Annotated in this window: 1 protein-coding gene; it reads right to left on the reverse strand. The window is 75.4% G+C overall.

Annotation, left to right across the window (positions count from 1 at the left end):
- Nucleotides 1-3: 3 nt before the first annotated feature.
- Nucleotides 4-22,980 carry a type I polyketide synthase gene (locus BTM25_RS27505; protein WP_103566322.1) on the reverse strand — a complete coding sequence of 7,659 codons (22,977 nt, stop codon included), beginning with the start codon at nt 22,978-22,980 and terminating at the stop codon, nt 4-6.
- Nucleotides 22,981-22,982: the final 2 nt, after the last annotated feature.

The raw sequence follows: 22,982 nt of genomic DNA on the forward strand, positions 1-22,982 counted from the left end.
TCCTTAGGAGATGCCAAGTTCGTTGTCGATGAAGTCGAAGATCTCGTCGTCGCTGGCGGAGCCGATCTGCTCGGCGACCTCGGTCTCGCCGGGGTCGCCGTCGGTCTCGCCGAGCCGGGCGAGGAACTGCTGGATGCGGCCGGTGAGGACGCGGCGGTCCTCCCCGGCGGGGGCGAGCGCGGCCAGGTCGGCCTCGATCCGGTCCAGTTCGGCCAGCACCGACGCGGTCGACGCCCCGCCCGCGCCGAGTTCGCCGGACAGGTGCCGGGCCAGCGCGTTCGGCGTCGGGTGGTCGAACACGAGCGTCGCGGGCAGCCGCAGCCCGGTCGCCCCGCCGAGCCGGTTGCGCAGCTCGACGGCCGTGAGGGAGTCGAAGCCGATCTCGTTGAAGCCCCGGTCGGGGTCGACGCCGTCGGCGTCGGCGTGGCCGAGCACGGCCGCCGCCTGGCTCCGGACGAGCCGGGTCAGTTCGCGCAGCCGCTCCTCGGGGTCCAGGCCGTCCAGCGCGAGGGTCGCGGCGGGCGCCGCGCGCCGCGTCGGGGGGACGCGCACCAGTCCGCGCAGCGCGGGGGAGAGCGTCCCTGCGGCGGCCTGGTCCCGCAGCGCCGTCGTGTGGAGCCGCGCCGCGACGACCACGGGTGCGGCCTGGGCGAGCGCCGCGTCGAAGAGGGCGAGGCCCTGCTCGTGACTGAGCGACAGGACGCCGGTCTCGGCCATGCGGGCGCGGTCGGTATCGCTGAGGTTGTCGGTGAGGTCGCCGGGCTCGTCCCAGAGGCCCCAGGCGATTGACGTCCCGGGGAGCCCTTGCGTTGCGCGGTGCTGCGCGAGGGTGTCGAGGAACGTGTTGGCCGCCGCGTAGTTGGCCTGGCCGGGGTTGCCGAGGACGCCCGCGAGCGAGGAGAACAGGACCAGCGGGGTCTCGGGGGCGAGCGTGTGGAGGTTCCACGCCGCGTCGACCTTCGGGCGGAAGACCTGGTCCAGGTGGTCGTGGGTGAGGCCGGTGAGGGTGGCGTCGCGCAGGACGCCTGCGGTGTGGACGATGGCGCCGAGGTTCCGGCCGTCCAGGAGTTCGGCGACGGCGTCACGGTCGGCGGTGTCGCAGGCGGCGAAGGTGACGGTGGCGCCGAGGGCGATGAGGTCGGTTTCCAGTTCGGTGGCGCCGGGGGCGTCGGCGCCGCGTCGGCTGACGAGCAGCAGATCGCTGACGCCGTGCTCGGTGACCAGGTGCCGGGCGACCAGGCCGCCGAGGGCGCCGGTCGCTCCGGTGACCAGGATCGTGCCGTCCAGCGTCAGCGGTTCCCCGGCGGGCTCGGCCGGGCGGGTGACGCGCGGCGCGTGGACGGCTCCGGCCCGGATCGCCAGGCGCGGCTCGTCCAGCTCGTCCGCCGCGGCGAGCGCGGCGGGGACGGCCCGCACGGACGCCGCGTCGTCGTCCAGGTCCAGCAGGACGAACCGGCCCGGGTCCTCCGCCTGCGCCGACTTCACCAGGCCCCAGACCGCCGCCGCGCCGAGGTCGGCCGCGTCGTCCAGCGCGACCGCGCCGCGCGTGACCAGCACCAGGCGGGCGGTCGCGGGGGCGCTCTGGAGCAGGTCCAGGACGGTCCGGGCCGTCGCGTGGGCGGACGCGGCGGCGTCGCCGTCCGCGCCCGTGACCGGGACGATGATCGTCTCCGTCGGCGGCACGGCCGCGAGGTCGGCGTAGTGCTCGACGGTGCCGGGCAGGTCGTCCAGCCCGGCGCCGAGGACGGTCCAGCGGCCCGGCTCGGTCCGGGCCGGCGTCTGGACCGGCGTCCAGCCGAGGACGAACAGCGCGTCGTTGCCGCGCGCCGGAAGCGTGAGCGGGCGCACCGCCAGCGACGCGACGGACGCGACCGGCGTCCCGTCCGTGCCGGTGACCGTGATCGCCACCCCGTTGGACGTCGGCGAGACCCGGACGCGGGCTTCCGTCGCCGCGCCGTGCAGGGTGACGTCCGTCCAGGAGAACGGGAGCTGGAGCGCGTCGTCGGCCTGGTCGAGGAGCAGGACGTGCAGCGCGGCGTCCAGCAGCGCCGGGTGCGGTTCGTATCCGGCGGTGTCGGTGCCGGACGGCAGCGCGACCTCGGCGTACAGGTCGTCGCCGTCGCGCCACGCGGCGCGGAGGCCCTGGAAGAGCGGGCCGTAGTCGTAGCCGCGTTCGGCGAGCCGTTCGTAGAGGCCGTCCACGTCGATCGCCTCGGCCATGGCGGGCGGCCGGGTGGACGGCGTGTCCGCGGCGGTCGCGTTGGCGAGGACGCCGGTCGCGTGGCTCGTCCACGGCTGGTCGTCGTCGGCGCCGGAGTAGAGGGCGAAGCGGCGCTCCCCGGCGTCGTCGGGGGCGTCCAGGGCGAGCTGGAGGCGGACGGAGCCGTCCTCGGGCAGCGTCAGCGGCGCGTCCAAAGTGAGTTCGGCGACGCGGTCCAGGCCGGTGTCCCGTCCGGCGGCGGCGGCGAGTTCGAGCAGCGCCGTCGCCGGGACCAGGACCGTCCCGGACACGGCGTGGTCGGCGAGCCAGGGGTGCGTGCGCAGCGAGATCCGGCCGTTGAACACCGTCCCCTCGCCGGACGCCAGTTCCACCTTCGAGCTGAGCAGCGGGTGGTCGGACGTGCCGAGCCCGGCCGAGCCGAGGTCGCCGGCCGCCGCCGGGGCGTCCAGCCAGTACGTCCCGCGCTGGAACGGGTAGGTCGGCAGGTCCACGTGCGCGGGTCCCGCGCCGAGCACGGCGTCCCAGTCCACGGCGGCGCCGCGCGCGTGGGCGGTGCTCAGGGCGGCGAGCGCCGTGATGGCCTCGGGCCGCTTCCGGCGCAGGACGGGGGCCGCCGTGGCGTCGGCGAGCGCGGTGCTCGCCAGCGCGGTGAGGACGGGGTCGGGGCCGAGTTCGAGGAATGTCGTGACGCCGTTGTCGTCGAGTTCGCGCAGGCCGTCGTGGAACCGGACGGCATTGCGGATGTGACCCACCCAGTACTCGGGGGTCGTGATGTCGCCGGTCGTGTTCGCGGCGATCGGGATTGTCGGCTGGTGGTAGGTGAGCGTGGACGCGATCTCGCGGAATTCTTCGAGGATCGGGTCCATGTGCGGCGAGTGGAAGGCGTGGCTGACGGTCAGCCGCTTGGCCTTGAAATGTTGCGCGATTTCTTCGGCGGCGGCTTCGTCGCCGGAGATGACGAGCGACTTCGGCCCGTTGACCGCCGCGATCGAGACGGCGTCGGTGAGGTGAAGCTGAACGTCCTCCTCCGTGGTCTGGAGGGCGATCATTGCGCCGCCGCCCGGCAGGCTTTGCATGAGCCGGGCGCGGGCCGCCACGAGCTTGCAAGCGTCGTCCAAGTCGAGAACCCCGGCGACGTGTGCGGCAGCGAGTTCACCGATGGAGTGGCCGAGCAGGTGGTCGGGCTTGACGCCCCACGCCTCGAACAGCCGGTACAGCGCGACTTCCAGCGCGAACAATGCGGTCTGCGTGAACTGGGTGTCGTTGAGGCGCGGATCGTCGCCGAACATGACGTCCTTGAGCGGCAGGTCGATCCGTGCGAATACTGCGTCCAGAGCCTCGGCGAAGACCGGGTAGGTCTCGTAGAGTTCGCGGCCCATTCCGGCGCGCTGACTGCCCTGACCCGTGAACAGGAAGGCGAGCTTGCCGGTGCTCGTGGCCGCTTCTACGACCCCCGGGTGCCCGGAGCCGGACGCGAGCGCGTCCAGCCCGGCGAGGAAGCCGTCCCGGTCTGCGGCCACCACGGCGGCCCGCCGGTCGAACGCGGGCCGGCCGCGCAGCGCGCGGGCGACGGCCGCCGCGTCCAGCTCGGGAGCGGCGGCGACCCGGTCGCGCAGGTCCCGCGCCCGGTCCCGCAGCGCCGCGTCGGACTTCGCCGACAGCAGCCACGGCAGCGTGCGCGGCGCCCCGGCGGGCTCGGGCGCGGCCGTCTCGGGCGCCTGCTCGATGATGACGTGCGCGTTCGTCCCGCTGATCCCGAACGACGACACGGCCGCCCGGCGCGGACGCCCGGTCTCAGGCCACGGGACGTCCTCGGTCACGAGCGCGACGGCCCCGGCGTCCCAGTCCACCTCGGGACTCGGCGCGTCCACGTGCAGCGTCCTCGGCAGGACGCCGTGCCGCATCGCCTCGACCATCTTGATGATCCCGGCGACCCCGGCGGCGGCCTGCGTGTGCCCGATGTTGGACTTCAGTGCGCCGAGCAGCAGCGGCGTCTCCCGGTCCTGCCCGTAGGTGGCGAGGAGGGCCTGCGCTTCGATCGGGTCGCCGAGCCGGGTGCCGGTGCCGTGCGCCTCGACGGCGTCCACCTCGGACGGCGTGAGCCGCGCGGACGCGAGCGCCTGCCGGATGACCCGCTGCTGCGACGGCCCGCTCGGCGCGGTCAGCCCGTTGGACGCGCCGTCCTGGTTGATCGCGCTCCCGCGCAGGACGGCGAGGACCGGGTGCCCGTTGCGCCGTGCGTCCGACAGCCGCTCCACGAGCAGGAGCCCGGCGCCCTCGGCCCAGGCCGTCCCGTCGGCGGCGGCGGAGAACGGCTTGCACCGGCCGTCGGGGGCGAGTCCGCGCTGCCGGCTGAACTCGACGAACGTCGAGGGCGTGGCCATGACCGTCACGCCGCCCGCGAGCGCGAGCGAGCACTCGCCGTTGCGCAGCGCCTGCGCGGCCAGGTGCAGCGCCACCAGCGAGGACGAGCACGCGGTGTCGACCGTGACCGCCGGGCCTTCGAGCCCGAACGTGTAGGCGATCCGGCCGGACGCGATGCTGCCCGCGCTGCCGGTCCCGACGTAGCCGTCCAGCTCGTCGGGACGGCGGTCGAGCAGCCGCCCGGCGTAGTCGTCGTACATGACCCCGGTGAACACCCCGGTCGCGGTGCCCTGGACGGCCGCCGGGTCGATGCCCGCCCGCTCGAACGTCTCCCACGCGATCTCCAGCAGGATGCGCTGCTGCGGGTCGATGGCGAGGGCCTCGCGCGGCGAGATGCCGAAGAACGCCGGGTCGAAGTCGGCGGCGCGGTGCAGGAACCCGCCGTGCCGGGTGGACGAGCGGCCGGCGCGTTCGGGGTCGGGGTCGTAGAGGTCGTCGTCCCAGCCCCGGTCGGACGGGAACGGCGTGATCGCGTCCACGCCCCCGGCGACCAGTTTCCACAGGTCCGCGGGGGAGTTGACGTCGCCGGGGTAGCGGCACGCCATCGCGACGATCGCGATCAGGTCGTCGTCCACGGCGGCGGCGGTCGTCCCGGCGGTGATCTCCTCGGCGCCGCCGGACAGCTCCGCCGCCAAGTGACGGGCCAGCACCGCGGCCGTCGGGTAGTCGAACACGAGCGTCGCGGGCAGCCGCAGTCCGGTCGCCGTGTTGAGGCGGTTGCGCAGCTCCACGGCCATCAGCGAGTCGAAGCCCAGCTCCTTGAACGCCTGCCCGGTGTCGATCCCGGCCGGGTCGGCGTGGCCGAGGACCGCCGCGACGGCCTCCCGGACCAGGTCGAGCGTGTCGCGGTCGCGTCCGGCCGGGGCCGTGCGCGCCGGGGCTGGGACGAGCCCGCGCAGGACCGCCGGGATCGCGGTGTCCAGGGCGCGCAGGGCCGTCCGGTCGAACCGCGTCGCCACGGTCACCGGGCCGCCCGCGCCGAGGGCCGCGTCGAGGAGGTCGAGGCCCTGCTCCGCGCTGAGCGGCAGGACGCCCGCCTTGGCGAGCCGCCCCCGGTCGGTGTCGGTGAGGGTGCCCGTCATCGCGCCGGTCCCGTCCCAGAGGCCCCAAGCGATGGACGTCGCGGGACGGCCCTCCGCGTGCCGGCGCCGCGCGAGCGCGTCCAGGAACGTGTTCGCAGCGCCGTAGTTGCCCTGGCCCGCGTTCCCGAGGATCCCGGCGGCGGACGAGAACAGGACGAGCGGGACGTCCGGCACGAGCCGGTCCAGGTTCCCCGCCGCGTCCGCCTTCGCGCGGAGCACTGTGTCGAGACGGTCCGGCGTGAGGGACGTGACGACGCCGTCGTCCAGCACGCCCGCCGAGTGGATCACCGCCGTCAGCGGACGCTCGACGGTGGCCAGCAGCGCGGCGAGCGCGTCGGCGTCGGCGGTGTCGCAGGCGGCGATCGTGACGTCGGCGCCGAGCGCGGCGAGGTCGGCTTCCAGGTCGGCGGCGCCGGCCGCGTCCCGGCCGCGGCGGCTGGTCAGCAGCAGGTGCCGCGCGCCGTGCGCCGTGACGAGGTGCCGGGCGACCAGCGACCCGAGCGCGCCGGTTCCACCGGTGATGAGGACGGTGCCGTCCGGGTCCGGGGTGATCGGCGTGCCGGGCGCGTCGGCCGCGCGGACGAGCCGGGGGACGAGCGGCACGCCCGCCCGGATCATGAGCTGCGGTTCCCCGGTCGCGAGCGCCGCCGGGACCGCCGCCTCCGACGCGGGGTCGCCGTCGAGGTCGAGCAGGACGAACCGGTCGGGGTTCTCCGTCTGCGCCGACCGGACGAGCCCCCACACCGTCGCCTGCGCCGGGTCGGTCAGCGCGTCCCGCGTGACGAGGACGAGCCGGCCCGCGTCGGCGGCCAGCCACTCCTGGACGAGCGCGAGCGCCACGTGCGCGGTGGCGTGCGCGTCGTCCGGCGCGACGGGGGCGAGGACGAACCGTCCGTCGGCCGCGAGCGCGGCGGGGTCGCCGGCCAGCGGGACGACGTCGGCGGGCGCGGCGGCCGGGGCGACCGGGACCCAGTCCAGGTCGAACAGGGTGCTCGCGCGCCGGTTCCGCTCGACGGCGATCGCGCGCAGCGTCAGCGCGTCGGCGGTCAGCACCGGGTTCCCGGCCTGGTCGGCGATCGTCAGCCGGACCGTGTCGTCCCCGGCCGGGGCGAGCCGGACGCGCAGCGCCGTCGCGCCCGCGCCGTGCAGCGTGACCCCGCTCCACAGGAACGGCACCTCGCCGGTCAGGTCGCGGACGAGGCCGAGCGCGTGCAGCGCGGCGTCCAGCAGCGCCGGGTGGACGCCGTACCCGGCCGCGTCCACGCCGTCGGGCAGGACGACCTCGGCGTAGGCGTCGTCGCCGTCCCGCCAGGCGGCGCGCAGGCCGCGGAAGGCGGGGCCGTAGCCGTAGCCGAGGTCGGCGACGTTCTCGTAGTGGTCGGCGGCGTCGAGCGGGACGGCGCCGTCCGGGACGCGCACCGGCTCCGGCGCGGACCCGGCCGTCGTGAGGGCGCCGCTCGCGTGCCGCGTCCAGGGGCCGTCGCCGGCGCGGGCGTGGACGGCGACCGTCCGCGTGCCGTCCTCGGCGGCCGTCCCGACGACGACCCGCAGCCGCACCGGGGCGTCGGCGGGCAGGACGAGCGGGCTCTCCAGTGTGAGGTCCGCCAGGTGCGGAGCGCCCGCGAGGCTCCCGGCGTGCAGCAGCAGTTCCACGAAGCCGGTGCCGGGGAACAGCGTGGTGCCCGAGACGGCGTGGTCGGCGAGCCAGGGGTGCGTGCGCAGCGAGATCCGGCCGGTGAGCGTCAGGCCGTCGCCCTCGACGTCCTCGACGGCGGCGGTGACGAGCGGGTGGCCGGTCGCGCTCAGGCCGAGCCCGTCGGCGTCGGCGGGCTCGCCGGTCGCGGGCGCGTCGAGCCAGTAGCGGGCGTGCTGGAACGGGTAGGTGGGCAGCGGCGCGAGCGCGGACGCGGGGACGATCCGCGTCCAGTCCACCTTCGCGCCGTGCGCGTGGGCGGTGCCGAGCGCGGCGAGCAGCGCGGGGACCTCGGGCCGCTTGCGGCGCAGGACGGACGCCGCCGCGACCTCGGTGAACGCCGTCCGGGCGAGCGCCGTCAGGACGGGGTCGGGGCCGAGTTCGAGCAGCGTGGTAACGCCGTTGTCGTCGAGTTCGCGCAGGCCGTCGTGGAACCGGACGGCGTTGCGGATGTGGCCCACCCAGTAGTCGGGAGTCGTGATGTCGCCGGTCGTGTTCGCGGCGATCGGGATTTTCGGCTCGTGGTAGGTGAGCGTTGCGGCGATGGCGCGGAATTCTTCGAGGATCGGGTCCATCAGCGGCGAGTGGAACGCGTGGCTGACGGTCAGGCGCTTCGCCTTGAAGTGCTGCGCGATTTCCTCGGCGGCGGCCTCTTCACCGGAGATGACGATCGAGTTCGGCCCGTTGACCGCCGCGATCGAGACCGCGTCGTTCAGGTAGGGCTCGACCGACTCTTCGGTGGTCTGGAGCGCGATCATCGCGCCGCCGGTCGGGAGGCTCTGCATGAGCCGGGCACGGGCCGCCACCAGTTTGCACGCGTCGTCCAGGTCCAGGACTCCCGCGACGTGCGCGGCGGCGAGTTCACCGATCGAGTGGCCCAGGAGACGGTCGGGCTTGACGCCCCACGACTCCAGGAGCCGGTAGAGAGCGACTTCCAGCGCGAACAACGCGGTCTGGGTGAACTGCGTGTCGTTGAGACGCGGGTCGTCGCCGAACATGACGTCCTTGAGCGGCAGGTCGATCCGCGCGAACACCGCGTCCAGCGCCTCGGCGAACACCGGATAGGCGTCGTAAAGCTCGCGGCCCATTCCGGCGCGCTGACTGCCCTGGCCAGTGAACAGGAACGCCAGCTTCCCGGGGCCTGCCGCGCCCTGGACCACGTTGTCGGCCGGAGTCCCGGTGGCGAGCGCGTCGAGGCCGCGCAGCAGCCCGTCCCGGTCGCCGACGACGACCGCGCGGTGGTCGAACACGGTCCGCGTCGCGGCGAGCGTGTACGCGGCGGCCACCGGGTCCACGTCGCCGAGTGCCGCGCCGAGCCGCGCGGCCTGGTCCCGCAGCGCCTCCGGCGACCGCGCCGACAGCACCAGCGGCAGTGGCCCGGCGGGCGCGGCCGGGGCCGCCGGCTCGGCGGCGGGCGGCTGCTCGATGATGACGTGCGCGTTGGTCCCGCTGATCCCGAAGGACGACACGCCCGCCCGCCGGGGACGGCCGACGTCCGGCCACGGCGTGCTGTCGGCGAGGAGTTCGACGGACCCGGTCGTCCAGTCCACGTAGGGCGACGGCTCGTCCAGGTGCAGCGTCTTCGGCAGGACGCCGTGCCGCATCGCCTCGACCATCTTGATGATCCCGGCGACCCCGGCGGCGGCCTGCGTGTGCCCGATGTTCGACTTGATCGACCCGAGCAGCAGCGGCGTCTCCCGGTCCTGCCCGTAGGTGGCGAGCAGCGCCTGCGCCTCGATCGGGTCGCCGAGCCGGGTGCCGGTGCCGTGCGCCTCGACCGCGTCCACGTCGGCGGGCGCGAGGCGGGCGGCGGCGAGCGCCTGTCGGATCACCCGCTGCTGCGACGGGCCGCTCGGCGCGGAGAGCTGGCTGCTCGTCCCGTCCTGGTTGATCGCGGTGCCCCGGATCACGGCGAGCACGGGGTGCCCGTTCTTCTCCGCGTCCGAGAGCCGTTCGAGCAGCAGCAGCCCCGCACCCTCGCCCCAGCCGGTGCCGTCGGCGGCGGCGGCGAACGCCTTGCACCGCCCGTCCGGCGAGAGCCCGCGCTGGCGGCTGAACTCGATGAACGTCGCGGGCGTCGCCATGACCGTCACGCCGCCCGCCAGCGCCAGCCCGCATTCGCCGTTGCGGAGCGCCTGCGCCGCGAGATGCAGCGCCACCAGCGACGACGAGCACGCGGTGTCGACCGTGACGGCCGGGCCTTCGAGCCCGAACGTGTACGCGATCCGCCCGGACGCGACGCTGCCCGCGCTCCCGGTGACGAGATACCCCTCGAACCCCTCGGGCGCGGTGTGCAGCCGCGAGCCGTAGTCGTTGTACATGACGCCCGTGAACACGCCCGTCGCGCTGCCGCGCACCGAGTCCGGCGTGATCCCCGCCCTCTCGAACGTCTCCCACGCGACCTCCAGCAGGATGCGCTGCTGCGGGTCGATGGCCAGGGCCTCGCGCGGCGAGATCCCGAAGAACGCCGGGTCGAAGCGGTCGGCGTCGGTGAGGAAGCCGCCCTCCCGCGCGTACGAGCTGCCGGTGCGGTCGGGGTCGGGGTCGTAGAGGCGCTCCAGGTCCCAGCCCCGGTTGTCGGGGAACCCGCTGACGGCGTCCGCGCCGCCGGCGACGAGCCGCCACAGGTCCTCGGGCGTCGCGACGCCGCCGGGGTAGCGGCAGCCCATCGCGACGATCGCGATCGGCTCGTCCGGCTCGGCCCGGCCGGCGGGCGCGGCGGGGACGAGCGCGTCGCCCGTGCCGAGCAGTTCGTGCTTCAGGTGCGCGGTGAGCGCGGCCGGGGTCGGGTGGTCGAACACCAGCGTCGCGGGCAGCCGCAGCCCGGTCGCCGTGTTGAGGCGGTTGCGCAGCTCGACGGCGGTCAGCGAGTCGAAGCCGCTCTCGCTGAAGCCCCGGTGCGGGTCGATGGTCTCGGGCGTGGCGTGTGCGAGGACGGTCGCGACGTTCGTCCGGACGAGGTCGAGCAGGATCGTGTCGCGCTCGTCGGCGTCCGCGCGGCGCAGCCGGTCGGTGAGCGAGGACGCGGGGGCGGCGGCGCGCCGGACGGGTGTCCGGATGAGATCCCGCAGGACGGCCGGGGGCTCGGCGCGCAGCGCGGCCAGGTCGAGCCGGGCCGGGACGACCAGCGCCGCGTCCGAGGCCACCGCGACGTCGAACAGCGCGAGCCCCTGCTCGGCGGTCAGCGGGAGGATGCCGCCGCGCCCGAGCCGGGCCAGGTCGGCGTCGCTCAGCGTGCCGGTCATCGCGCCGGTCTCGGCCCACAGGCCCCAGGCGAGGGACGCGCCGGGCAGCCCGTTCGCGCGCCGGTGCTGGGCGAGCGCGTCGAGGAAGGTGTTCGCCGCCGCGTAGTTCGCCTGGCCGGGCGTGCCGAGGACGCCCGACACCGAGGAGAACAGGAACAGCGGCGTCTCCGGGACGAGCCGGTGGAAGTTCCACGCCGCGTCCGCCTTGGGCCGCAGGACGGTCGCGAGGCGTTCGGGGGTCAGCGACTCGACGATGGCGTCGTCCAGCGTCCCGGCCGCGTGGACGACCGCGCTCACGGTGCGCCCGGCCAGCAGCGCGGCGAGCGCGACGCGGTCGGTGGTGTCGCACGCGGCGATCGTGACGGACGCGCCGTGCGCGGTGAGTTCGGCTTCCAGCTCCAGCGCGCCGGGGGCATCGGGGCCGCGCCGGCTGACGAGCAGCAGGTCCCTGACGTCGTGCCGTTCCACCAGGTGCCGGGCCAGCAGCGCGCCGAGCGAGCCGGTGCCGCCCGTGATGAGGACCGCGCCGTCGCCGCCGAACGGCGACACCGCCTCCGCCGACGCCCGCCGCCGTTCCAGGCGCGGCACGTGGACGGCGCCGCCGCGCACCGCGAGCTGCGGTTCGCCGGACGCCACCGCCGCCGGGACGGCCCGCAGCGAGGCTTCGTCGTCGTCCGCGTCCAGCAGCACGAGCCGGTCGGGGTGCTCGGCCTGCGCGGACCGGACGAGCCCCCACAGCGCGGCGGCGGCGAGGTCGGTGACGTCGTCGTCGGCCCCGGTCGCGACGGCGCCGCGCGTCACGACCACCAGCGGGGTCGTCGCGTCGGACGCCAGCCACGCCTGGACCAGTCCCAGCACACGGGCCGTCTCGGCGTGGACGCCTTCGGCCGGGTCGCCGGACCAGCCCGCCGGGAGCAGCACCGGCCCGGCGGCGTCCGCCGGGAGGCCATCGCTCGCGGTCGCCCCGAGCGCGGTGGTGAGGGCCGCGTCCGCACCGACGACGGTCCAGCTCTGCGGCTGGTCGGACGCGGGACGGATCGGCCGCCATGCCAGCCCGAACAGGGCGTCACGGTGCGGACCGTCCGGCGTGTACGGGCGGACGCCGAGCGCGTCGACCGTGATGAGCGGCGCCCCGGTGGCGGCGTCGGCGATCGTGAGCGTGACCGTGTCGGCGCCGGTCGGCGTGAGCGCGACCCGCGCCGCCGCCGGGGAGGCGGTGCCGTGGAACGTCACGCCGGACCACGAGAACGGCAGCCGGATCCGGCCGGGCTCGTTGTCCACGGTCAGCGGGCGCAGCGCCGCGTCCAGCAGCGCCGGGTGGACGGCGTAGGGCGCGACGTCGGTGTCGCCGGGCAGGCTCAGGTCGGCGTAGTAGGTGTCGTTGAGTTTCCACAGCCCGGTGACGCCCTGGAACAGCGGGCCGTAGTGGTAGCCCTGCGCGGCGAGGTCGTCGTGCAGTTCGTCCACGTCCAGCGGCGTCGCGCCGGGCGGCGGCCACGCGGCGGGCAGCGGCTCGGCGGCGGGGACGCGGTCGCTCAGCGCGCCGGTCGCGTGCCGCGTCCAGCCCGGCTCGTCGGCGGTGCGCGAGTGGATCGCGACGGGCCGCGTGCCGGACGCATCCGGCCCGGCCACGACGACCTGAAGCTGCACGGCGCCCGCCGGGGTCAGCGCGAGCGGCTGCTCCAGCGTCAGGTCCTCGACGCGGTCCAGCCCGAGGCGGCGGCCCGCCTGGGCGGCCAGCTCCACGAACGCGCTCGCGGGCAGCAGCGGCGTCCCGAGGATCGCGTGGTCGGCCAGCCACGGCTGCGCGGCGAGCGAGACCCGTCCGGTGAGGACGAGCCCGTCGCCGTCGGCGGGCTCCAGGACCGCGCCGAGCAGCGGGTGGCCGGTGCCGGTGAGCCCGGCGGCGCCGAGGTCGCCGGTCGCGGCGGGCGGCGCGAGCCAGTACTCCGCGCGCTGGAACGGGTAGGTCGGCAGCTCGACGTGGCGCCCGCCCGCCGGGACGGCCGTCCAGTCGACCGGGACGCCGGTCTGGAACAGGTGCGCGAGCGCGGCGTCCAGCGCGGCCCGCTCGGGCTTCTTGCGGCTGAGCGCGGACGCGGCGGGACCGTCGGCGAGAGTCGCGAGGACGGCGTCCGGGCCGATCTCCAGGTACGTCGTGACGCCGTTCGCCTGCAATTCCCGCAGGCCGTCGTGGAACCGGACGGCGTTGCGGATGTGGTTCGTCCAGTACTCGGCCGTGGTGATGTCGCCGGCCGTGTTCGCGGCGATCGGGATTTTCGGCTCGTGGTAGGTGAGCGTCGCGGCGATCGCCCGGAATTCGTCCAGGATCGGGTCCATCAGCGGCGAGTGGAACGCGTGGCTGACGGTCAGGCGCTTCGCCTTGAAGTGCTGCGCGATCTCCTCGGCGGCGGCCTCTTCACCGGAGATGACGATCGAGTTCGGGCCGTTCACGGCGGCGATGGAGACCGCGTCGTTCAGGTAGGGCTCGACCGACTCTTCGGTGGCCTGGAGGGCGATCATCGCGCCGCCGGGCGGGAGGCTCTGCATGAGTTCTCCGCGCGCGGCGATGAGCGCGCAGGCGTCGTCCAGGTCCAGGACCCCGGCGACGTGCGCGGCGGCGATCTCGCCGACGGAATGGCCGAGCAGATGGTGGGGCGTGACGCCCCACGACTCGAACAGCCGGTAGAGCGCGACCTCCAGCGCGAACAGCGAGGTCTGCGTGAACCGGGTCTCGTTGCGGCGCGGGTCGTCGCCGAACATCACTTCCTTGAGCGGAAGGTCGATGCGGTCGAGAACGGCGTCCAGCGCGTCGGCGAAGACCGGGAAAGTGTCGTAGAGCTCGCGGCCCATTCCGGCGCGCTGGCTGCCCTGGCCCGTGAACAGGAACGCGAGCTTCGCCCGTCCCTCCACGTGGTGCGGGGCCGTCTCGCCCCGCGCCAGCGCGCCGAGCGCGTCCAGCAGCTCGTCCCGGGACGCGCCCACGACCGCCGCGCGGTACGGGAACCGCGACCGGGTCGCCAGCGAGAACGCGACGTCGGCCGGGTCCAGCTCGGCGGCGGACGCGGCGAGCCGCGCGGCGTGGTCGCGCAGCGCCTCCGGAGAGCGCGCCGACAGCGGCCACACGGCCGGGACGTCCGGCCGCTCGGCGGCGGGCTCGCCCGGCGCCTCCTCGATGATCACGTGGGCGTTGGTGCCGCTGATGCCGAACGACGACACGGCGGCGCGGCGCGCCCGGCCCGTCTCCGGCCACGGGCGCGGCTCGGTCAGCAGCTCGACGGCGCCGGACGTCCAGTCCACGTGCGGCGACGGCGCGTCCACGTGCAGCGTCCGGGGCAGCACGCCGTGCCGCATCGCGTGGATCATCTTGATGATGCCGCCGACCCCGGCCGCCGCCTGGCTGTGCCCGATGTTGGACTTCAGCGAGCCGAGCAGCAGCGGCGTCTCGCGCTCCTGCCCGTAGGCGGCGAGCAGGGCCTGCGCCTCGATCGGGTCGCCGAGGGACGTCCCGGTGCCGTGCGCCTCGACCGCGTCCACGTCGGCGGGCGCGAGGCGGGCGGCGGCGAGGGCCTGCCGGATGACGCGCTCCTGCGACGGACCGTTCGGCGCGGTCAGGCCGTTGGACGCGCCGTCCTGGTTCACGGCCGTGCCCCGGACGACGGCGACGACCGGGTGGCCGTTGCGGCGCGCGTCCGACAGGCGCTCCAGCAGCAGGAACCCGGCGCCCTCGCTCCAGGCCGTCCCGTCGGCGGACGCGGAGAACGCCTTGCAGCGCCCGTCCGGCGACAGGCCGCGCTGGCGGCTGAACTCGATGAACGTCGCGGGCGTGGACATGACCGTCACGCCGCCCGCCAGCGCCAGTTCACACTCGCCGTTGCGGAGCGCCTGCGCCGCCAGGTGCAGCGCGACGAGCGAGGACGAGCACGCGGTGTCGACCGTGACGGCCGGGCCTTCGAGCCCGAGCGTGTAGGACACGCGGCCGGACGCGATGCTCGCCATGCTGCCGTTCCCGACGTACCCCTCGAAGCCCTCGGGGGCGGGGCGGAGCCGCGCGCCGTAGTCGTCGTACATGACGCCGGCGAACACGCCGGTGCGGCTGCCGCGCAGCGCGCCCGGGTCGATGCCGCCGCGCTCGATCGCCTCCCACGCGACCTCCAGCAGGATGCGCTGCTGCGGGTCGATGGCGAGGGCCTCGCGGGGCGAGATGCCGAAGAAGTCCGGGTCGAACGCGGGCGCGTCGTGCAGGAACCCGCCGTGCCGGGAGTAGGACGTGCCGGTGTGGTCGGGGTCGGGGTGGTAGAGGGCGTCCAGGTCCCAGCCCCGGTTCGCGGGGAACGTCGAGATGGCGTCCACGCCGTCCGCGACGAGTTTCCACAGGTCTTCGGGCGAGTTGACGTCGCCGGGGTAGCGGCACGCCATCGCGACGATCGCGATCGGGTCGTCGGCGGCGGCCGTGGCGCGGACGGTCACGGCGGCCGGACGGTCCGCGCCGCTCACCCGCCTCCGCAGGAACGCCGCGACCGCGGCCGGGGAGGGGTGGTCGAACACCAGCGTGGCCGGCAGCACCAGGCCCGTCGCGGTGTTGAGCTGGTTGCGCAGCTCGACGGACGTGAGCGAGTCGAACCCGAGTTCCTTGAACGCGCGGTCGGTGTCGAGCGCGTCCGGGGAGTCGTGGCCGAGGACGGCGGCGGTCGCGGTCCGCACCAGGGCCAGGATCTCTTCCTCCTGCGCCGGGCCGGACAGTCCCGCGAGGCGCTGCGCCAGCGAGGACGGCGCGGCCGTCGCGGCGCGGCGGGCCGGGGCGCGGACGAGCCCCCGGAACAGCGGCGACAGCGTGCCGTCGGCGGCCCGCGCCCGCAGCGCGGCGGTGTCGAGCGCGACCGCGACGACCGTCGGGTCGGCCAGGCCCAGCGCGACGTCCAGGAGCGCGAGGCCGTGTTCGGTGCCGAGCGCGGCGACGCCCTGGCGGCCGAGACGCGAGCGTCCCGCGCCCGCGTTCTCCCCGGCCATGCCGCCGGACTCGTCCCACAGGCCCCACGCGATGGACGTCGCCGGGAGGCCGCTCGCGGCGCGGTGCTCGGCGAGCGCGTCCAGGAACCCGTTGGCCGCCGCGTAGTTCGCCTGGCCCGGGTTGCCTATGACGGTCGAGATGGACGAGAACAGCACGAAGTGCGTCAGGTCCGGGTTGTCGGCGGTGAGCCGGTGCAGGGTCCACGCGGCGTCGGCCTTGGGCCGCAGGACGGTCGCGAGCCGTTCGGGGGTGAGCGACTCGACGGTCGTGTCGTCCAGCGTCCCGGCCGCGTGGATCACGGCGGTGACCGGGTGCTCGGCCAGCAGCGCGGCGAGCGCGTCGGCGTCGGTGGTGTCGCACGCGGCGATCGTGACGGACGCGCCGTGCGCGGTGAGTTCGGCTTCCAGCTCCAGCGCGCCGGGCGCGTCGGGGCCGCGCCGGCTGACGAGCAGCAGGTCTCGGGCGCCGTGCGCGGTCACCAGGTGGCGGGCGACGAGGCCGCCGAGCGCGCCGGTGCCGCCGGTGATCAGCACCCGGCCGTCCAGCGCGGGCGCCGGGGCGGCCGGGGCCGCGAGCCGGGCCAGCCGGGGCGCGTAGTGGGCGCCGTCCCGGACGGCGAACTGGTCGGTGCCGCCGGTCGCGACGGCCCGCTCGGCGGTCGCGGGGTCGTCCACGTCGGCGAGCACGATCCGGCCCGGGTGCTCGGACTGCGCCGTCCGCAGCAGGCCCCAGGCGGCGGCGACGCGCGGGTCGGGCGGGGAGTCGTCGGCGCCGACGCGCACGGCGCCCCGCGTCACGACCGCCAGCCGGCCCTGGGCGCCGGACGCGAGCCATTCCTGCACGCGGGCTAGCGCCCCGGCGGCGGCGTCCAGCGCGGTCGCGGGGTCGTCGGGGAGCCGGACGACCGTGAGGTCCCCGGCCGCCTCCTGCGCGGGCACCGGCACCCACTCGACGTGGAACAGCGCGTCGTCGGCCTCCGCCAGCGCGGCCGGGTCGGCCTGCCGCAGCGTCAGTTCCGCGACCGACACGACCGGCGCGCCCGCCGCGTCGGTGAGCGTCAGGGAGACCGCGTCCGGACCGGACGGCGTGATGCGCGCCCGCAGCTCCGTGGCGCCGCGCGCGTGCAGGCCGACGCCCGTCCACGCGAACGGCAGGCGCGGCGGCCCGGTGGGCTCCTCGCTCAGCACGACGAGGTGCAGGGCCGCGTCGAGCAGCGCGGGGTGGACGCCGAACCGCGCGGCGTCCGGTTCGAGGTCGGCGGGCAGGCGCAGGTCCACGAAGGTCTCGTCGCCGCGCCGCCAGGCCGCCGTGACACCCTGGAACGCCGGGCCGTAGGCGTAGGAGCCGTCGGCGAGGCGGTCGTAGAGGTCGGCCAGGTCGAGCGGGGCCGCGCCCTCGGGCGGCCAGACGCCGCCCTGTGGGGTGGCGGACGCGTCGTCCCAGGTCAGCGTGCCGGTGGCGTGCCGGGTCCAGGGCGCTTCGTCGTCCCCGGCGGGACGGGAGTGGACGCCGATCGTCCGTCCGCCGTCGCCGGTGACCGGGCCGACGATCGCCTGGATCTCCACCGCGCCCGTCGCCGGCAGGATCAGCGGCCGTTCCAGCGTGAGGTCGGCGAGCCGGTCGTGCCCGGTCTGGCGTCCGGCCTCCAGCGCGATCTCCACGAACGCGGTGCCGGGCAGCAGCGTGGCCCCGGCGATGACGTGGTCGGCCAGCCACGCCCGGTTCGCGAGGGACAGGCGTCCGGTGAACAGGATCTGGCCGCCGTCGGCGAGGCTGATCGGGGCGCCGAGCAGGCCGTGCGCCGCCGCGAGGCTCGTCCCGGCGTTGGGGGCGAGCCAGTACGAGCGGCGCTCGAAGGGGTAGGTCGGGACGTCCACGCGTCCGGCCGGGCCGGTGAACGCGGGCCAGTCGAGCGCGACGCCGCGCGCGTGGAGCTGCGCGAGCGCGAGGACGACCGTGCGGGCCTCGGGCCGCGACCGGCGCAGCGCCGCGAACGCCGCGTCCACGCCGTCCAGGCCCGTGCGGGCCAGCGCGGACAGGACGGGGTCGGGGCCGAGTTCGAGGAACGCGGTGACGCCCTGCGCCTGGAGTTCGCGCAGGCCGTCGTGGAAGCGGACGGCGTTGCGGATGTGGCCCACCCAGTACTCGGCGGTCGTGATGTCGCCGGTCGTGTTCGCCGCGATGGGGATCTTCGGCTGGTGGTAGGTCAGCGTGGCCGCGATCTCCCGGAACTCGTCCAGGATCGGGGCCATGTGCGGCGAGTGGAACGCGTGGCTGACCGTCAGACGCCGCGCCTTGAAGTGCTGGGCGATCTCCTCGGCGGCGGCTTCGTCACCGGAGATGACGATCGAGTTCGGGCCGTTCACGGCCGCGATGGAGACCGCGTCGTTCAGGTAGGGCTCAACCGACTCTTCGGTGGTCTGGAGGGCGATCATCGCGCCGCCGGTCGGCAGGCTTTGCATGAGCCGGGCGCGGGCGGCGACGAGTGTGCACGCGTCGTCCAGGTCGAGAACCCCGGCGACATGCGCGGCGGCCAGCTCGCCGATCGAGTGGCCGAGCAGGTGGTCGGGCTTGACGCCCCACGACTCGTACAGCCGGAACAACGCGACTTCGAGGGCGAACAACGCGGTCTGGGTGAACTGGGTGTCGTTGAGGCGGGGGTCGTCGCCGAACATGACGTCTTTGAGAGGCAGGTCGATCCGTGCGAATACTGCGTCCAGAGCCTCGGCGAAGACCGGGTAGGTCTCGTAGAGTTCGCGGCCCATCCCGGCCCGCTGGCTGCCCTGGCCGGTGAACAGGAACGCCAGCCTGCCCGATCCCGCCATCGCCCGGACGAGGCTCGGGTGTGTCGCGCCGGACGCCAGGGCGTCCAGCCCGGCCAGCAGCTCGTCCCGGTCGGCGGCCACCACGGCGGCGCGCTCCTCGAACGCCGTCCGCGTCGTCGCGAGCGAGAGCGCCAGCGCGCGCACGTCGGACGACGGGTCAGCCTCGACCAGCGCGTGCAGCGCGGCGGCCCGGTTCTGGAGCGCTCCGTCCGTCCGCGCCGACACCGGCACCGCGACCGGGCCGGTCCCGGCGGACGTCGCGGCGGGCTCGGCCGCCGGGGGCTCCTCGATGATGACGTGCGCGTTCGTCCCGCTGATCCCGAACGACGACACGCCCGCGCGGCGCGGACGGTCCCCGCGCGACCACGGCCGGGGCTCGGTGAGCAGGTCCACCGCGCCCGCCGACCAGTCCACGTGCGGGGACGGCGCGTCCACGTGCAGCGTGCGCGGCAGCAGCTCGTGCCGCATCGCCTCGATCATCTTGATGACGCCGCCGACGCCCGCCGCCGCCTGGCTGTGCCCGATGTTGGACTTCAGCGAGCCGAGCAGCAGCGGCGTCTCCCGCCCCTGCCCGTACGTCGCGATGATCGCCTCGGCCTCGATCGGGTCGCCGAGGGACGTCCCGGTGCCGTGCGCCTCGACCGCGTCCACCTCGTGCGGCGCCAGGCCCGCGCCGGCCAGCGCCCGCCGGATGACGCGCTCCTGGGACGGCCCGTTCGGCGCGGTCAGCCCGTTGCTCGCGCCGTCCTGGTTGATCGCCGAGCCCGCGAGGACCGCGACGACCGGGTGGCCGTTGCGCCGCGCGTCCGACAGCCGCTCCAGGACGAGCAGCCCGGCGCCCTCGGCCCACGCGGTGCCGTCGGCGGCGGCGGCGAACGCCTTGCACCGGCCGTCGGCGGCGAGGCCGCGCTGCTTGCCGAACTCCACGAACATGCCCGGGTTGGCCATGACGGTCACGCCGCCCGCCAGCGCCAGCCCGCACTCGCCCTGCCGGAGCGCCTGCGCCGCCAGGTGCAGCGCCACCAGCGACGACGAGCACGCGGTGTCGACCGTGACGGCAGGGCCTTCGAGTCCGAGCGTGTAGGCGACGCGGCCGGACGCCACGCTCGCGGTGTTGCCCGTCAGCAGGTAGCCGCTCAGCCCCTCCTCGGCGGCGTGCAGGCGCGGGCCGTAGTCCTGGGCGGTGGCGCCGACGAACACGCCGGTCGCGCTGCCGCGCAGCGCCGACGGGTCGATGCCCGCGCGCTCGATCGCCTCCCAGGACGTCTCCAGCAGCAGCCGCTGCTGCGGGTCCATCGCGGCGGCCTCGCGCGGGCTGATCCCGAAGAACGCGGCGTCGAACCGGTCGGCGTCGTGCAGGAACCCGCCCTCGCGGGCGTAGGTGCGGCCGGGCCTGCCGGGCTCGGGGTCGAACAGGGCGTCCAGGTCCCAGCCGCGCGTCGTCGGGAAGCCGGACACCGCGTCCACGCCGTCGGCGACGATCCGCCACAGGTCCTCGGGGGACCGGACGTCGCCGGGGTAGCGGCAGCCGATGCCGATGATCGCGATCGGCTCGTCGGCCGCGACGGTCGCGACGGCCGCGGCCGACGCGGTGCCGCCGCCGGTCAGCTCCGCCCGCAGGTGCCGGACGAGCACCTTCGGCGTCGGGTAGTTGAACAGCAGCGCGGGCGGCAGCCGCAGGCCGGTCATCCCGGCGAGGCGGTCGCGCAGCTCGACGCTGCTCAGCGAGTCGAAGCCGAGGTCCTTGAACGCCCGGTCGGTCTCGACGGCCTCCGGCGTGACGTGCCCGAGGACGATCGCGACGGCCGTCCGGACGAGGTCCAGCAGGACGCGCTCCTGCTCGGCCTCGTCCAGCCCGGCGAGCCGTCCGGCCAGTTCGCCCGCGTCGCTCCCGCCCGTGTCCTCGGACGTCTCGGCCAGGCGGAGCGCGGCGCGTGCGGCCCGGGTCGTGTCGAACCAGTACCGCTCGCGCTGGAACGGGTAGGTGGGGAGCGTGACGCGGCGTCCGCCGGTGAACGTCCGGGTCAGGTCGACGTCGCGGACGTGGGCGACCGCGGTGAACAGCGTCCGGAGTTCCGGCCGGCCGCGCCGCAGGGCCGACGCCGCGACGGCGTCGGGGAGCGCGGTCCGCGCGAGCGCCGCGAGGACGGGGTCCGGGCCCAGCTCGACGCACGCGGTCACGCGCTGCGCCTGCAATTCCTGAAGGCCGTCGTGGAAACGGACGGCGTTCCGGATGTGGTTCACCCAGTATTCGGGCGTCGTGAGATCGCCGGTCGTGTTCGCGGCGATCGGGATTTCCGGTTCGCGGTAGGTGAGCGTGGCCGCGATTTCCCGGAATTCGTCCAGGATCGGGTCCATGTGCGGCGAGTGGAACGCGTGGCTGACCGTCAGACGCCGGGCCTTGAAATGCTCGGCGATCTGCTCGACCTTTTCGGCGTCGCCCGACACGACGATGGACGCCGGGCCGTTCACCGCCGCGATGGAGACCGAGTCGTCCAGATACGGCCGGACGTCGTCCTCGGTCGCCTGGAGCGCGACCATCGCGCCGCCGGTCGGGAGGCTCTGCATGAGCCGGGCGCGGGCGGCGACGAGCGTGCAGGCGTCGTCCAGGTCCAGGACTCCCGCAACGTGCGCGGCGGCGAGTTCGCCGATCGAGTGGCCCAGGAGGTGGTCGGGCGTGACGCCCCACGACTCCAGCAGCCGGAACAGCGCCACTTCCAGCGCGAACAACGACGTCTGCGTGTACTGCGTGTCGTTGAGGCGCGGGTCGTCGCCGAACATGACCTCCTTGAGCGGCAGGTCGATGCGCTCGAACACCGCGTCCAGCGCTTCCGCGAACACCGGGTAGGTCGCGTACAGCTCGCGACCCATTCCGGCCCGCTGGCTGCCCTGGCCGGTGAACAGGAACGCCAGCTTGCCGGGCGCGGCCACCGGCACGTCGCTCGTCACGCCGTCCAGGCCCGCCAGCAGCTCGTCCCGCGTGCCGCCGACCACGACGGCGCGGCGCTCGAAGGCCGTCCGGGTCGTGGCCAGCGAGAACGCCGCGTCCGCCGAGTCGAGGCCGGCGCGCAGCCGCGCGGCGATCCGCTCCGCCTGCGCCTGGACGGCCGCACCGCTCCGGCCCGACAGCAGCAGGGGCAGCGGGCCGCGCGCCGGCGAGGCCGCAGGGACGTCCCGGGAGGGCGCCTCGGCCAGCACGACGTGGCAGTTCGTCCCGCCCATGCCGAGCGAGCTGACCCCGGCGACGAGCGGCAGGTCCGGCGCGGGCCACGGCGTCAGGTCCGTCTGGACGTCCAGCCCGAGATCGTCCAGGGGGATCTCCGGGTTCGGCGTCGCGAAGTTCAGGCTCGGCGGCAGTTCCCGGTGGTGGACGGCGAGCGCCGCCTTCAGCAGCCCGACGATGCCCGCCGCGCCCTCCAGGTGACCGACGTTGGTCTTGGCCGACCCGACCCGCAGCGGGGGCCGTCCGAGCCGCGCGGTCCCGAGGGCCGCGCCGAGCGCCGCCGCTTCGAGCGGGTCGCCGACCTTCGTCCCGGTGCCGTGCAGCTCGACGTACTGGACCTGCGCGGGCTCGACCCCGGCGTGCCCGTAGGCGAGCCGCATGACCTCGGCCTGCGCGTCCGCGCTCGGGACCGTGAGCCCGTCGGTGCCGCCGTCGTTGTTGACCGCGCTGCCGTGCAGGACGCAGTAGACCGGGTCGCCGTCGGCCAGCGCCGCCGCGAGGGGCTTGAGGACGACCGCGCCGCCGCCCTCACCGCGCACGTAGCCGTTGGCGCGGGCGTCGAAGGTGTAGCTCGTCCCGTCCGGCGACAGCCCGCCGAACTTCGCCGCGCCGACCGTGCTCTCCGGCGCCAGGTTCAGGTTCACGCCGCCCGCGATGGCCAGCGACGCCGCGCCGGTCCGCAGCGCCTCGCACGCCAGGTGGACGGCGACCAGCGACGACGACTGCGCGGTGTCCACCGTGAGGGACGGCCCGTGCAGCCCCAGCGTGTACGACACGCGGTTGGCGATGATGCCGCGGTGCAGGCCCGTCACCGAGTGCGGGGTGATGGCCTCCAGCCCGTACCGGTGCAGCAGGGTCGCGTAGTCGTCCCAGATCGCGCCGACGAACACGCCCGTGCGGCTGCCCGCCAGGTCGGCGGGGACGATCCCGGCGTTCTCCAGCGCCTCCCAGCTCAGTTCGAGGAACAACCGCTGCTGGGGGTCCATCGCGGCGGCCTCGCGGGGCGAGACGCCGAAGAACGCCGGATCGAAGTGGCCCACGTCGTCGAGGTAGCCGCCGCGCCGGGTCGGGACGAGGCCCGCGTCCTGGAGCGCCGCCGCGTCCCACCGGTCGGCGGGCGTCTCCCCGATCGCGCTCCGCCCGGCCCTGAGCAGTTCCCAGAAGGACTCCGGATCCGGCGCGCCGGGAAGGCGGCACGACATTCCGACAATGGCGATCGGCTGATCAGATCCGGTGAACCCAAAGCCACGCGTCATCT

Origin of the sequence: Actinomadura rubteroloni, assembly GCF_002911665.1 — a bacterium.
In the GTDB taxonomy this organism is placed as follows: Bacteria; Actinomycetota; Actinomycetes; order Streptosporangiales; family Streptosporangiaceae; genus Spirillospora; species Spirillospora rubteroloni.

What these genes read in the sequence shown, in the direction of transcription:
- BTM25_RS27505 (WP_103566322.1), bottom strand. Translation starts at nt 22,980, where the DNA reads ATGACGCGTGGCTTTGGGTTCACCGGATCTGATCAGCCGATCGCCATT.